We start from the raw sequence: 13,363 nt of genomic DNA on the forward strand, positions 1-13,363 counted from the left end.
AGCATAATTAAATTGTGTGGTGATATTTACCAGCATAGTGTGAAATGAATATGAATTATAAAAAATCCATTTGGGCGATTTGTATTTTAGCCAGTACTTCACCCATGACGCATTTACAAGCCGCAGATAATATTGATCAACTCAGGGAACAAGGGGTTGTTCTGATTCGATCGGGACAGGTTGAACAAGGCCTAGAACAATTACGGAGTCTTTTAAATCAACAACCACAAAATCAAAAGCTTATTGCTGATTACATCGTAAGTGCACAAGCTCATCAGAAGCTAACACTGGCTGATTTGGGGTATTTACAGAATATTCAAGTTCAGGATTTTCCCAACTACGCATGGCTAAGTGTCGTAAAGGGACAGCGGGACTTAAAGCAATTTCAATCTGCTGTAAAGTGGGCAGCAACTTTTTATCAACAAAGCCAACAGCAGGAGTGGTTGGTATGGGATGGGGTGTTAAGTGCGGAGGCAGGTCAATCTGTTCAGGCAAAGCAAAAACTGGCACAAGTTAACAAGGGGCAACTCAGTCCAGACTACTTAGCACAAATGTCGTATGCCTACCGTGTTTTGAATATGCCCGTGGAAGCACTGGAAACGGCTAAATATGCATTAAGCAAGCAAGAAACCAACCCTGACATACAAGAGCAATATGTTTTAGCGTTGATGGTCAATAGTGACTATGCGGAAGCAGAGCAATATATTCAAACACATCGACTCAATAAGTCACGGCCTAATCTACAGCATAGTATAAAACTCAATGAGTTTTCTCAGCGGATACAAAATGCGATTCAGTCGCAGCGCATGTTGACCTATCGCGATCAGGGTATGCTGGCCTATAACAAGCTCGATCAAGTCATTGCGGATATGCAGCGTTATGAGGCTGAACTTCCAGAGGATCAAGCGATTCGTCGTAAGTTTTATTATGACTATGGTTATGCTCTAAATGCACGCCAAGCATCCAAACAAACCTTGGCGACATTACAGAAAGTGAATATCCCTATTTTAGAGATGCCTGCCTATGTCCGTCATGCTGCGGCAGACAGTTATCTGCGTTTACGTCAACCGCAGCAAGCTGAAATTTACTATCGCAGCTTATTGTTGGAAAAAAATTATCCTAATTATGATGTTTATGCAGGCTTGTATTATTCACTTGTTGAACAGGAAAAATTTAAGCAAGCAGATCAGTTGATTGTGCAGATGGATCATTTATTGCCGACTTTTATTTATAGTCAGGCAAAAGGGGTAAATAAAGCAACGCACGATGATCGCTTTGAATATTTGGCATTAAAAGGATTGAATTATGCTTATCGCAATGAACATGCGAAAGCTGAACAATACTTTGAGCAATTGCTTGCGAAGGCTCCGAACAATCCTAGTTATCAAAATAATTTAGCCCTGATTCAGCGTTGGCGTGAAAAACCAGAGCTGTCGGAGAGCAATTTATCTCAACTCAATGGGGTAGAGCCAATAGATCAGGCAACACGTATTAACCATATGCAAAATAGTCAGGCATTAGGCAACATCCAAGCATGGAAAGCGCAAACTGCAGATTTGCAACAACGAGCACCATTGGATACTGGGGTGAAGCTCAGTCAGAAGGAATTAAATGACCGTAATCGAGCGACGATTCAACACCAAAGTACCATTTCAAGAAGTAAATCGGATAGTCGTGATTTGCTGGGACAGTTAAAAGGTTCTCGTGAGCGCGACCATGAAACACGTCTAAACAGTCCATGGTTTTACGACAATTACCGTGCTTATGCCACACATGATTACCGTTGGTCAGATTTTGATGATGGTGAAGTGGACGATAGCCGTATTGGGCTAGGTCTTGAGTGGGCGTCGAATCGTAAACATGCCAGTATCGCACTATCTCAAGCCACAGATGGTGACCGTTTCGGAGCTGAATTGGAATGGTCACATTGGCTTAATGATCACTGGAACTATCATTTAGGCTATAACAGTCAAGCAGATATTCCATTACAAGCACTTGATCGTGGTTTTGAAGGTGAATCTTATGCTGTGGGTGTGGATTGGCAACAAAATGAGTCGCGAAAAGCAGGAGCAACTTATCAGCTGACCGATATCGATGATGGTAATACACGTCAAGAAGCTGCTGCGTATTTTATGCAGCAGATTTTTCAAGCACCGCATCATATTACGCAAGCCACCTTACGTGGTTACTACGGAAAAAATGATGATATCGAAGCGGATTATTTCAACCCCGAATCCAACTATAGTTTAGAAGTAGCTTTAGCTCATGATTGGATGACATGGCGTAATTATGATCGTCATTTTAGCCAGCACTTTGAAGCCAGTGTGGGGACATATAAACAGACGGATTTTTCAGCAAAAGCGATTTATAACTTCTATTACCAACATGACTGGCAACTCTCGAGAACATGGAAGTTGAACTACGGCATTGGTTGGGGTGTACATCCATATGATGGCGACTCTGAGGAACGAACTTACGGTGTCATCGGTTTTGAGGGGCGCTTCTAATGAAAACATTGACTCATATTTTAATGGCGTTGAGTTTAGTCGGTACAGCAGGCGTACCACTGCTTTCTCATGCGGAATTACCAAAACCAAGACAAATTAAATTACAAGACAACCAATTTGTGACCTTAACTTTCCATGATGTACGGGATGATGTTGCAAAACAAGGAGACCGCGATCTCTATGCGATTAGCACCAAAAATCTGGCGCAGTATTTGGAGTGGATTCAGCGCGAAGGATGGCATCCGATTCGTTTAGAAGATGTTTGGTTGGCACGTCAAGGTAAAAAAACATTACCGAATAAAGCACTACTTTTAACTTTTGATGATGGTGCTTTAAGTAGCTATAACCGCGTTTTCCCACTGTTAAAGCAATATAAAACCCCAGCAGTTTTTGCGATCCCAACCAGCTGGATTAATGGCAATACCAAAGATGCCTATGAAGCGTACGGTAAGGGCAACTTAATGACATGGCCGCAGATGCGTGAAATGGTGGCATCGGGTTATGCTGAATTTGTCTCTCACTCTGACAATATGCACCGCGGGATTTTGGCGAATCCACAACAAAATATGCAACCTGCTGCGATTACCCGTGAATATCTTGAGAAGCAGAAACGCTATGAAACAGAGGCAGAATATCAAAATCGGGTGATTGCAGATTTAAAAAAATCGAAGCAAATCCTAGACACTGAGTTAGGTATTAATAGTAAAGCCATCTTTTGGCCTTATGGTGCGGTGACGACTGAAAGTGAAGAGTTGGCTGCCAAAGCGGGTTTTCCAATGTCTTTTAGTTTGGGCAGTACGGCGCCATTAGCTGACTCGGTGAAAACCTATCAACGAGCCTTGATTATGGATAATCCAACTCCTGAAATGATTAATCAGGAAATGTTGGAATTTTTAAACTATGTACGTGCACCCTATAAACAGCGCAAGAGTTTTTTACGCTTTGATTTGGCTGAAATGCAATCGGTTAATAATGAGCAATTTAATCAGAAGCTCGGGCAATTTCTCGATGCTGTTGATGGGCTAAAAACCAGCACGCTGATTCTTAAAGCAGTATCAGATAGTGATGGGGATGGAAAAATTGATGTCGCCTATTTTCCAAACCGTCAGCTAAAAATGCAGCAAGACATGCTGAATCGAGTGGTTTGGCAGTCTCGTACACGAATTAATAATCGTATTTATGCAGAACTCCCCTTGAGTTTAGAGACCGAGCAAAAGCTAGATTTGACCGCTTTAACGGCTGATTTGGTGAAAAGCAATACCTCTATAGAAGGTTTAATGCTGGATACTGGGTCAATGTTAGATTGTGCGGTACAGCAACAAAAATGGGATGCTGCGTGCGAAGCCCAAGTGGAACACGTTTTTAAAATTAAAGAGCGGGTTAAAGCTCAGGCGGAATATTACGCTAACGTTAGTATTAATAACCAGACGGCATTAAAGCTTAAGTTAGATCAAACTCAACTTTCAGGTTTAAAACCGCTACTTGACTATACACTCGATTATGCAGATTTTCTTTATGTAGAATTAGATCCCATTCAGCAACCCGAGGTCTTTAAAGCTTTTGTTGAGCAACTTAAAACCTTCAATGATAAAGAACAGCAGTATTTAATTGCCAGCTTTAATGTGCCAGCACAATTAACAAAACAACAAGCTAAACAATTGAAAAAGGATTATCAACAATTAAGAAGTTTAGCGATTCAAAAAGTAGGTGTGAATAATTACAGTTTTAACCAAGCAAAGGTGATTCATCAGAATCTCTACCCAGAGCTGAGCCTAAATAGTGGCCCATTGAATTACCGCGATCCATTTGCTCAAAAAGTTTTGGAGAAAAAATAATGCAATGGTTATCTAATTTAAGTTTCAATGATTATTTTTTTGGTTTTGCATTCTTATATCCACTCTTTATGGCTTGGTTATGGATTGCAGGTGGAATATGGTTTTATCTAAAACGTGAATATAACCAAAATGAGATTCCTCAGCCGAGTGAGCATGCGTGTAGTATTTTGATTCCTTGTTTTAATGAAGAGGAGCAGGTACGTGAAACCATCAAATATGCGATGCAAACGCAATACCCTGACTTTGAAGTGATTGCGATTAATGATGGAAGTAGTGATAAAACGGCTCAAATACTTGATGAATTACAACAAGTGTATTCACGTTTACGTGTGGTCCATCTGGCTGAAAACCAAGGGAAGGCTTATGCACTAAGAGCAGGGGCTATGGTCAGCCAGCATGAATATTTGGTGTGTATTGATGGTGATGCATTACTCCATCCGCATGCTGTGCTGTGGATGATGCATCACTTAACACGCTTTCCACGGGTGGGTGCGGTAACAGGAAACCCAAGAATTATTAACCGTTCCAGTATTTTAGGCAAAATTCAGGTGGGTGAGTTTTCATCTATTATTGGCTTAATTAAACGTGCACAGCGCACCTATGGGCGTATTTTTACCGTTTCAGGAGTACTGGTTGCCTTTCGTAAAACCGCTTTAGACCGCATTGGTTATTGGCGTGACGATATGATTACAGAAGACATTGACGTGTCATGGCGTTTGCAATTTGACCATTGGGATCTGCATTATGTACCGAATGCTTTAGGTTATATCTATATGCCTGAAACCTTTAGCGGCTTGTGGAAACAGCGTTTACGTTGGGCGCAAGGCGGGATTGAAGTGTTATTGGCCTATACCCCTCAAATGTTCAAATGGCATTTAAGACGTATGTGGCCTGTCGCAATTGAATCAATGATCAGTGTAATGTGGGCTTATGTGATGTTTGGGATTATTCTTCTTTACCTCTATGGGTTATTTTTTCCTTTACCCGGAGAGTGGGCGATTCAGTCCTTTGTCCCACAGTGGTATGGGGTGATCTTGGGTGTAACGTGTTTAATCCAGTTTTTTGTTAGTCTGATGATCGATAGCCGCTATGATCGTGGACGAATGTTAAGAAATTATTTTTGGGTTATCTGGTATCCCTTGTTCTTTTGGCTCTTAACCATGATGACGACCGTTGTTTCAGTTCCTAAAACCTTATTGAAAACACAAAAGCGTGCTCGTTGGGTGAGTCCAGACCGGGGCTTTAGAGGGGAGATAAACGATGCAAAAGAATGAAGCATTTAAAATCATCACGGATGATACGAAACTCGATATTCCCACCTATATTGATCGGCCTGAATATGTTCGAAATAAAACGGCAGGTTATAGCTTATTGGCATTGGGTTGGATAATGTGGATGTGGCTGTTTTTGCCACTGCTCACGCTCCTGTTTTGGTGGTTTGAAGGGAACTTGGCCTATGAGCAATTGGTTGTAGCCGCTGCGCCTAAAAAGCCTTTGAATTTGATCCACTTGGCTGGGCTTATTAGTATCTTGATTTTGTGTCTGTTTCTGTGGGCGAGTTATAATTGGTATCGTTTTCATAATAACGAAAAGCGCTTGTTTCCAAGCAATGTCATGGCTGCAGACCTTGCGAACAGTTTTAAGGTTAGTGAGCTGGACATTAAGCGTTTGCAACAAGCCGAGCACATTACTTTGCACTATAGTGAAGAGGGTGACCTTAAGGCGTATGATTTGAATGATCCAGTGAAAACGCCGACTTCAAGGTCGATGCATGTGGATGTTGCTGCACAAAATCATCTGGATAATAGCCAAAATGCTTGACGCCGTGTTGCTTTAATAACTGCATGGTTTCTGCCAGTTCTTGGCTGGAAATTTTACGATTGTTTTTCCAGTTGACGGCTTGGAGTTCAAAAATAGTACGATCCAAATTTGGGTCGTATTTTTTTGCCTGAGTAATCAGGTCTAAATAAAACTGACGATGGTTGGAACTTTCTTCCATATAGGGCATTGCCATGATGGCATTGTAGTCATAGTGATGCAGGGTACTGACTTGAGACTGACTAAACCATTGTTCACTTTTCGGATTGAGTACCACTGGCGCATACATATTGCGTGCTGTCAGCAAATTCGGCTTTTGTTTTTTTAAGATCTGGCTGATTCCTGCTGCAAATTGATCGAGATAAGCGGTTTTATACTGGGCAAATTTAAACTGTTGGGGATGATTGGGATTACGTAGTACTGAGAGATCTTTGAAGCCCCATGCCGTATACATTTTTTGTGCAGCGGCAGAGTTATCTTCATAGTCACTGAGGGTAATATCATCATGATAGAGAATGCCATCGACTGGATTTTTTTGAAGAAAATCACTAAAAATTTCTGCAATCAAACTTATATTTTTCGGATCAAAGGGACTGACACGAATATAGCCATGTGAGGGTTTTTGGCTATTCTCTACATATTGTAAGTGTTCTTGTTTGGGAAACTCCCACGCAATCAGCGGAAGCCATGCATAGACGTGTCGAACTTGTGTTTGCTCTCGAATCGCACTGAGAACTTGGGGGAATAAATTATCACGAGTCGTGATATGGCGATTTTCAAAATAAACTTGGTCTGCCGAACCATTAGCATCAGGGTCAGCAAAGGCTTGTAAAAAAATAGTATTCGGTTGGATTTGTTGTATACGTGCAATTAATGCTTGGATGTTTTGCTGTTGTTGGGTTTTATCTGGATCGAAGACATAGTCTAAATCAATATGCATGATACGCATCTGCTTAATTTGGGTTGCCATAGACGGTAGTGTAGTTTCAGCTTGATATTGAGTGACAAGCGCATCGATCGGATGATTTTTTATTTTAATGAGAGGCGCTGACTGAGACACTACACTGCACGCAAATAAAGCGAAGCTTGAAATGCAAATGAATAGTTTGCTCAGTTTTTTATTGTTCAGAAAATAAGCCATAGTGCTTAAGAGAATAATAAAGTATGGATGAATACTGTAATCGAAATTGTTCGCGGGCTGGATTTTTTTATGTATTGTTCTGTGTTGAGTTAAGTCAAAATTAACGTTGCCACTTTCAATGCCTCATTCAATTATTTAAGTATTAAGTAGCAGTTTCAAGGTAAGGACAAGTTTTTATTCAGCGATGAGGTCTAACGCAGCTATTGCTATTCGTCTGCTTGAGAAGCAGTCTCTTTATAGGTGACTATGCTATATTCATAATTAAAATAATTCTTTTGAAGACATAGTATTGCAGATGTTGAAGCCGATTCATTTATTGTTTTGTCGCTGCTTATTCTTGTTCGGGCTAGCAATGAACAGTGCTTATGCCGAAAATGAAGACGTCTACTTGGCTGAGTCTTTGAGTGATGATATTTTCCACTATTATCAGCAGTTAGCTGCACAACATGATGAAGAGGAAAACGATTATACCTTGATCAATAATGATTTTTATGAGAATGAATATATTCGCGTATTTAATTACTCGGCCTACAACTCGGATGGTTTGAGCCATAAATTGGGGACAGGGGAGTTTCATAGTTCAGACTTGGATGCACTCAGTATTTCATTTGGGTATGGTATTGAAATTAAAATCAACAAACGAAATAAAGTTGGATATGAGTACCTTTCAAATTTTCCTTATGATCGTGGGCAATTGATCCGTTTCTTTTGGGTGCGTTTGCACTAAATGGCTTAATTCTGTTTATTCATAAAAAAAATTTTCCATTGCAGTTTAGAATATTTTCACTGAATTATAGAGTCTAGGATGTTTACATTATTGCTTTGCATTTCTGATGGTCGACGAATGGCTTACCAAGCTAAACTAACTTAAATTTTTATAATAGATGATACGCTTACTGTGCTGAGTGAATTTTTAGGTTTATCGTTTTAAAAGCTGAAATATGTATTTTGTAGAAAGTTGAATATTAAAATAGATGATAAAAAACGCGACAGATCGTCGCGTTTTTTGCTTGTAAGTCTAACTACTATTGAGCTTTGCTTTGCGGTTTTAAGCTTTGGGTTAAACCATTGATGTCGCCGCCTTGAATTCCCAGTTCATTCATCAAGCTATCAATTAATGGCGCTTGGGTACGATAGCGTAGCGCACTATTCACCACTTGATCAGACAAAGCAACTTGAGACGACTCCGCACCATCAACTCCTGATGCTACTGAACCGACATTGCCTAAACCATTGACCTGTAGAATTTTGATGTCATCAATGTTTTCCATCGGTTTAACACTTTCACGAATGATTTCAGGTAAGTATTTTAACAATGCTAGGCGAATTTGCATTTCGACTTGCTCTGGAGATAAGACGTTGTTGGCTTCATTGACAGCACGTGTACCATCTGCGTCGACTTGGTATTGTTTTTCCATCGCTTGAGCCAAAAGTATTTTGGCATCTGCTTCACCTTTGGCTTTTAAGCGAGCTTGTTCGGCTTGAGCTTCCGCTGCAATACGAACGGCTTCGGCATCATCGGCAGCAGCTTGTTTGCCTGCTTCAGCTGCAACCGTAATCGCAATAGCATCTTTTTCTGCAGCTTGCTTCGCCGCAACCAACTCAACGGCTTTTTGACGCTCAGCACGTTGGGTTTCACGTACGGTAATCACTTCTTCTTCAGCTTTAACTGCTTCAGCACGGGCACGGTCAGCAGAAGCTTTGGCTTCAGACTCTTCACGCGACTTTTCAGCAATTGCAATGGCACGTGACTGTTCAGCCAACTCGATGGTTTTCTTTTGTTCAACCTGTGCTTGTTCAATAATTTGTGATTTTTGAATATTTTGGCTTTCTACATCACGCGCTGCACCAATACGCTTTAACTCGACTTCACGCTCAGCTGCAATACGTGCTTCTTCTGCTTCACGTTTTTTCTCAGCTTCTTGTGAGGCAATTTCAGCCAATTGTTCTGCACGGCGAATTGCAATTTCACGCTCTTGCTGTAGTTTGGCGTATTCTTCTTCGCGGATGATTTGTAGACGTGCTTGTTCTGCTTCTAAGTTTTTGGTCTTAATGGCAAGGTCAGCGTCTTGCTCAATGTGATTACGTTTACGACGGCGGTCTTCAATGGTTTCAGTTAGCTTAGTCAAACCTTCGGCATCGAATGCATTTTGAGGGTTAAAGTATTTAAAACCTGTTTGGTCTAAACCTGTTAATGACACAGTTTCTAGCTCTAGACCATTTTTATGTAAGTCTTCGGACACGACTTGTTGTACTTTTTGCACGAAATCCACGCGTTTTTCATGCAACTCTTCCATCGCCATTTCAGCTGCTACAGCACGCAAGGAATCGACAAATTTCCCTTCTACAAGGTTCTTCAACTCATTTGGAGACATGGTTTTTTGTCCTAGAGTCTGTGCGGCAACTGCAATTGATTCTGCTAGTGGCTTCACACGGACATAGAACTCGGCCATGACATCGACGCGCATACGGTCACGGGTAATGAGCGCTTGATCATCAGCACGGCGAACCTCTAAACGTAGCGTGTTCATGTTGACAGGGATAATTTCATGTAATACAGGCAGTACAATTGCACCGCCACCTAAAATAACTTTTTCGCCGCCAAAACCTGTACGTACGAAAGAGATTTCTTTGCTTGAACGACGGTACAGACGGGCAATAATAATGCCGATAATTACGAGAGCTGCAAAGATAATCCCTGCAAGAATCAGAATGTTATAGAAATTGTTGCTGAGCATAAGGGTCCCGATTTTATTTAAAGTTATAAGTACAAAATGAAAGAATTAAAGTGAAATGGCTTTAAAGCCAATCTTGGTTTTTTGAGTCAAGATGACTTCTTGACCTTGAGAAAAATGAAGGTCTGTTTCAGGTTCAACCAGTACATAATGTGTTTGCCCAAACTGATCTTGAACCCGTGCTTGAGCAGGTGAGTTGACTTTAGCTTCACCTAAAATAATCAGTGCTGTTCGTCCAATCAGCTCTTCACTGTAAATTGCTGTGGTTTCATCTTGCGGCAAAATTTTAGCAATCAGCATGGCACTATAACGAATCATAGGCATCGAAAGTACGAGGCAAAGAGGTGCCATGATCCATGCACTCCAATAGCTCCCGGTCCAAGTTTGAAGAATGGACTGTAGAATAAAGCCACTTAAGCTATACAAGGTGAGGAAGATAATCAGCCAAACTAAAAGAGGGACACGGCCGATAAACAACCAATCCAGCAGGGCATTGAGCCAACTTTGATCGGCATCTAGTGCAATGTTGACGTCTTTAGTACTGCCTAAGTCATCAGGTAGGAATTGGTCGAGTAGGCCTTGTGAGCCGCCGCCTAACACCAATAAAATCAATTCGAGTAGTCCCAATAAAAACATGAGGCTGAGGCAAATACTAAAAATTAAATTGGATGGGTGAGTAAATAATTCCCACATTTTAAAGGGTCTCTATTTTTATGCTGTTATCTGTTAAGTGTAAATTTTTAAAAAGAATTGTATTGAAATTGGGCTTTAGCATAGCATTCAAAAAATATAATGTCTAAGTTTGTTGGCATGGAAAGAGTGAGTAGTTTAATTGTGATTTAATAAATTTTAGGCAAAAAAATACGCAATGATTGGGGTATTCATTGCGTAGAACACGAATCTGTTGTTACACAGTTTCGGTAAAAAGGAGAAATGTTATATCTCAGGGGTTAATCTAAGCTATGAACTCATCATAAGGGTTGCGCATTCTTATTTCATGAGTATTCACGTTAAATACTGTAAATTTAGGTTAACAAACGACAATAAATGTCAGTTTTTGAGATGCATGTGGCTTATTTTTGTCTATTTAGAGATTAAAAAAGCCTTTCTCAGTGAGAAAGGCTTTAAAGAGGCGCATTAGTTTAGGATCGGATTAGAAATGAAACACCCCTAAACCCGATTTCACTTCATCTAGAGTCTGTTGAGTGATGTCACGACATTTGTCTGTACCTGTCTTCAAAATATCCATGATGTAATCAGGATCTTTCGCAAGTTCCATACGACGTTCACGAATTGGCGTGATCAGCTCTTTCAATACGCCTTCAAGACGTTTTTTCACCGTACCATCGCCCAAACCGCCACGGCGGTAATGTGCTTTCAGTTCTTCAACTTCTTCTTTGTTTGGATCAAACGCATCTAAATACGTAAATACGATATTACCTTCAACCTGACCTGGGTCTTCAACACGCAGGTGATTCGGATCGGTGTACATCGCATTCACAGCTTTTTTAATGTCTTTATCTGTTGCATCCAACACAATAGTATTGCCCAAAGATTTTGACATTTTGGCTTTACCATCAAAGCCGGGTAAACGGCTCATATTGGAAAGCAGAGCTTTACATTCAGGCAGTAATTCCTGACCAATCTGACGGTTTATGCGGCGTACGATTTCATTGGTCTGTTCGATCATTGGAATCTGGTCTTCACCCACAGGTACAACCGTTGCTTTAAATGCGGTGATATCTGCGGCTTGTGCAACTGGGTAGCATAAGAAACCAGCTGGAATATCACGTTCAAAACCACGCATCTGGATTTCCGACTTAATGGTTGGATTACGTTCTAAACGAGACACGGTCACAAAGTTGAGATACAACATGGTGAGTTCATTTAGCGCGGGTAAGCTCGACTGCACACAAATGGTGGTTTTGGTTGGGTCAATTCCGACAGCTAAGTAATCTGTGGCAACTTCAAGAATATTGCGGCGAACTTTTTCGAAGTTATCTGCATTGTCAGTAAAGGCTTGCGCATCTGCCAATAATAAATGCTGATGGTGTGAATCCTGCAAACCCACACGTGAACGTAAAGATCCGACAAAGTGCCCTAAATGAAGTTGTCCCGTTGGACGGTCGCCTGTCAAAATAACAGGACGGTTGTCTTGATTACTCATTATCTATTTCCAAAGTCGTCGTAGCGACATGCTATTTTCAAAGAATGCAGACATTGTACGGCATAATCTTTTTCAATGTCAGTCTTAAAAAAACTGCAGTGAAAAAATTATAAAATCAGTTAAATTTCAAAAAACAAATATTCAAAAGCTTAGATCACAGATTAAAATGTAAGAATTCTCAAGATGGATAAAAATAAATGGCGAGTAGCTTATTAATATTACTAGATGATATTGCCACGATATTAGATGACGTTGCGGTCATGAGCAAAATGGCGGCAAAAAAAACGGCAGGTGTTTTGGGGGATGACTTAGCACTCAATGCACAACAGGTCAGTGGGGTTCGTACTGACCGTGAACTGCCTGTGGTTTGGGCTGTGGCAAAAGGCTCTTTTGTTAATAAATTGATTTTAGTCCCTGCCGCGCTGTTGATTAGTGTGGTTGCGCCGTGGCTGATTACGCCATTGTTGATGATTGGTGGTTTATTTCTATGCTATGAAGGGGTGGAAAAAGTCCTGCACAGTTTGCATCATAAAAAAGCCAAAACCGAAGAGGAAGCCAGCCAAGAATTAGCTGCGATTGAAACCGATATGGCGACTTTTGAGAAGGATAAGGTCAAAGGCGCGATTCGTACCGACTTTATTTTGTCGGCAGAAATTGTGGTGATTTCACTGGGGACTGTGGCGGCTGCAACTTTTTCAACCAAAGTCATGGTGTTGTCTGTAATTGCCATTTTAATGACCGTCGGTGTGTATGGTTTTGTGGCGATGATTGTCAAAATTGATGATTTAGGGCTGTATCTAACTCAGCAAGCCTCTTCATTTAAGCAAACTATTGGCCGTGGTTTATTGGCTTTTGCACCAAAGCTGATGAAGACCTTAACCATCGTGGGCACTATCGCGATGTTTTTAGTGGGTGGTGGCATTATTTCCCACGGCGTGCCTTTATTGCATCATTTCACGGAAGGTTCAGTGGATTATGCTGAACATATTCCAACTGTGGGAAGCATTGTGGGAGCATTAACCCCAACACTGATTAATTTAGTGATCGGTTTTGTGGCTGGTTTGATTGTATTGGCTATCGTGAGCTTGATTAAAAAAGTTTGGCCGAGCTCAAAAAAGGCATAAACTGGATCGGGTCAGCATGAATTAGAAGAAGGAAGA

The 13,363-nt window shown here is 40.9% G+C and carries 10 protein-coding genes; 6 read left to right on the forward strand and 4 right to left on the reverse strand.

Features of this window, described 5'->3' with window-relative positions:
* Positions 1 to 50 precede the first annotated feature (50 nt).
* Genes pgaA through pgaD form a run of 4 tightly spaced genes read left to right on the forward strand, consistent with a single transcriptional unit; the run spans position 51 to position 6,163 of the window.
* Complete coding sequence (pgaA, locus tag RR876_RS04395; RefSeq protein ID WP_332476606.1) at positions 51 to 2,507, forward strand: poly-beta-1,6 N-acetyl-D-glucosamine export porin PgaA; 2,457 nt, start codon at positions 51 to 53, stop codon at positions 2,505 to 2,507.
* Positions 2,507 to 4,342 (forward strand): poly-beta-1,6-N-acetyl-D-glucosamine N-deacetylase PgaB, encoded by a 1,836-nt coding sequence (gene pgaB / locus RR876_RS04400; RefSeq protein WP_332476605.1) that lies wholly within the window; start codon positions 2,507 to 2,509, stop codon positions 4,340 to 4,342. The genes pgaA and pgaB (RR876_RS04400) overlap by 1 nt, the downstream gene beginning before the upstream one ends.
* A complete protein-coding gene (gene pgaC, locus RR876_RS04405) occupies positions 4,342 to 5,616 on the forward strand; it encodes a poly-beta-1,6-N-acetyl-D-glucosamine synthase (RefSeq protein WP_332476604.1) in 1,275 nt (424 codons plus the stop codon). Before pgaB (RR876_RS04400) ends, pgaC begins: the two co-directional genes overlap by 1 nt.
* Complete coding sequence (gene pgaD, locus RR876_RS04410) at positions 5,603 to 6,163, forward strand: poly-beta-1,6-N-acetyl-D-glucosamine biosynthesis protein PgaD (RefSeq protein WP_332476603.1); 561 nt, start codon at positions 5,603 to 5,605, stop codon at positions 6,161 to 6,163. Before pgaC ends, pgaD begins: the two co-directional genes overlap by 14 nt.
* Here the strand turns inward: pgaD and pgaB (RR876_RS04415) are convergent.
* The gene (gene pgaB / locus RR876_RS04415; RefSeq protein ID WP_332476602.1) at positions 6,060 to 7,220 is read right to left on the reverse strand and encodes a poly-beta-1,6-N-acetyl-D-glucosamine N-deacetylase PgaB; all 1,161 of its coding nucleotides are present in this window, start codon (positions 7,218 to 7,220) and stop codon (positions 6,060 to 6,062) included. The genes pgaD and pgaB (RR876_RS04415) overlap by 104 nt on opposite strands.
* 433 nt (positions 7,221 to 7,653) lie before the next feature.
* On the opposite strand from pgaB (RR876_RS04415), the gene RR876_RS04420 reads away from it, so the two are divergent.
* Positions 7,654 to 8,028 (forward strand): hypothetical protein, encoded by a 375-nt coding sequence (locus RR876_RS04420; protein ID WP_332476600.1) that lies wholly within the window; start codon positions 7,654 to 7,656, stop codon positions 8,026 to 8,028.
* Between the two features lie 298 nt (positions 8,029 to 8,326).
* On the opposite strand, the gene RR876_RS04425 is transcribed toward RR876_RS04420, so the two are convergent.
* The 3 genes from RR876_RS04425 to trpS form a co-directional block, all read right to left on the reverse strand.
* Positions 8,327 to 10,039, reverse strand: a complete 1,713-nt coding sequence (locus tag RR876_RS04425) for a flotillin family protein (protein WP_087012764.1) — start codon at positions 10,037 to 10,039, stop codon at positions 8,327 to 8,329.
* Between the two features lie 45 nt (positions 10,040 to 10,084).
* The gene (locus tag RR876_RS04430) at positions 10,085 to 10,729 is read right to left on the reverse strand and encodes a YqiJ family protein (protein WP_332476598.1); all 645 of its coding nucleotides are present in this window, start codon (positions 10,727 to 10,729) and stop codon (positions 10,085 to 10,087) included.
* 460 nt (positions 10,730 to 11,189) lie between these two features.
* Positions 11,190 to 12,203 carry a tryptophan--tRNA ligase gene (gene trpS, locus RR876_RS04435; RefSeq protein WP_126037504.1) on the reverse strand — a complete coding sequence of 338 codons (1,014 nt, stop codon included), beginning with the start codon at positions 12,201 to 12,203 and terminating at the stop codon, positions 11,190 to 11,192.
* 197 nt (positions 12,204 to 12,400) lie between these two features.
* On the opposite strand from trpS, the gene RR876_RS04440 reads away from it, so the two are divergent.
* Positions 12,401 to 13,327, forward strand: a complete 927-nt coding sequence (locus tag RR876_RS04440) for a DUF808 domain-containing protein (RefSeq protein WP_279734907.1) — start codon at positions 12,401 to 12,403, stop codon at positions 13,325 to 13,327.
* Positions 13,328 to 13,363 lie beyond the last annotated feature (36 nt).

The sequence above is a fragment of the Acinetobacter sp. genome, assembly GCF_036666595.1.
Lineage (GTDB): Bacteria > Pseudomonadota > Gammaproteobacteria > Pseudomonadales > Moraxellaceae > Acinetobacter.

Excerpts from the sequence above, each read along its gene's own strand:
- trpS (WP_126037504.1), bottom strand. The coding sequence starts at position 12,203 with ATGAGTAATCAAGACAACCGTCCTGTTATTTTGACAGGCGACCGTCCA.
- pgaA (WP_332476606.1), top strand. The coding sequence starts at position 51 with ATGAATTATAAAAAATCCATTTGGGCGATTTGTATTTTAGCCAGTACT.
- pgaC (WP_332476604.1), top strand. The coding sequence starts at position 4,342 with ATGCAATGGTTATCTAATTTAAGTTTCAATGATTATTTTTTTGGTTTT.
- pgaD (WP_332476603.1), top strand. The coding sequence starts at position 5,603 with ATGCAAAAGAATGAAGCATTTAAAATCATCACGGATGATACGAAACTC.
- RR876_RS04425 (WP_087012764.1), bottom strand. The coding sequence starts at position 10,039 with ATGCTCAGCAACAATTTCTATAACATTCTGATTCTTGCAGGGATTATC.
- pgaB (WP_332476605.1), top strand. The coding sequence starts at position 2,507 with ATGAAAACATTGACTCATATTTTAATGGCGTTGAGTTTAGTCGGTACA.
- RR876_RS04420 (WP_332476600.1), top strand. The coding sequence starts at position 7,654 with ATGAACAGTGCTTATGCCGAAAATGAAGACGTCTACTTGGCTGAGTCT.
- RR876_RS04430 (WP_332476598.1), bottom strand. The coding sequence starts at position 10,729 with ATGTGGGAATTATTTACTCACCCATCCAATTTAATTTTTAGTATTTGC.
- RR876_RS04440 (WP_279734907.1), top strand. The coding sequence starts at position 12,401 with ATGGCGAGTAGCTTATTAATATTACTAGATGATATTGCCACGATATTA.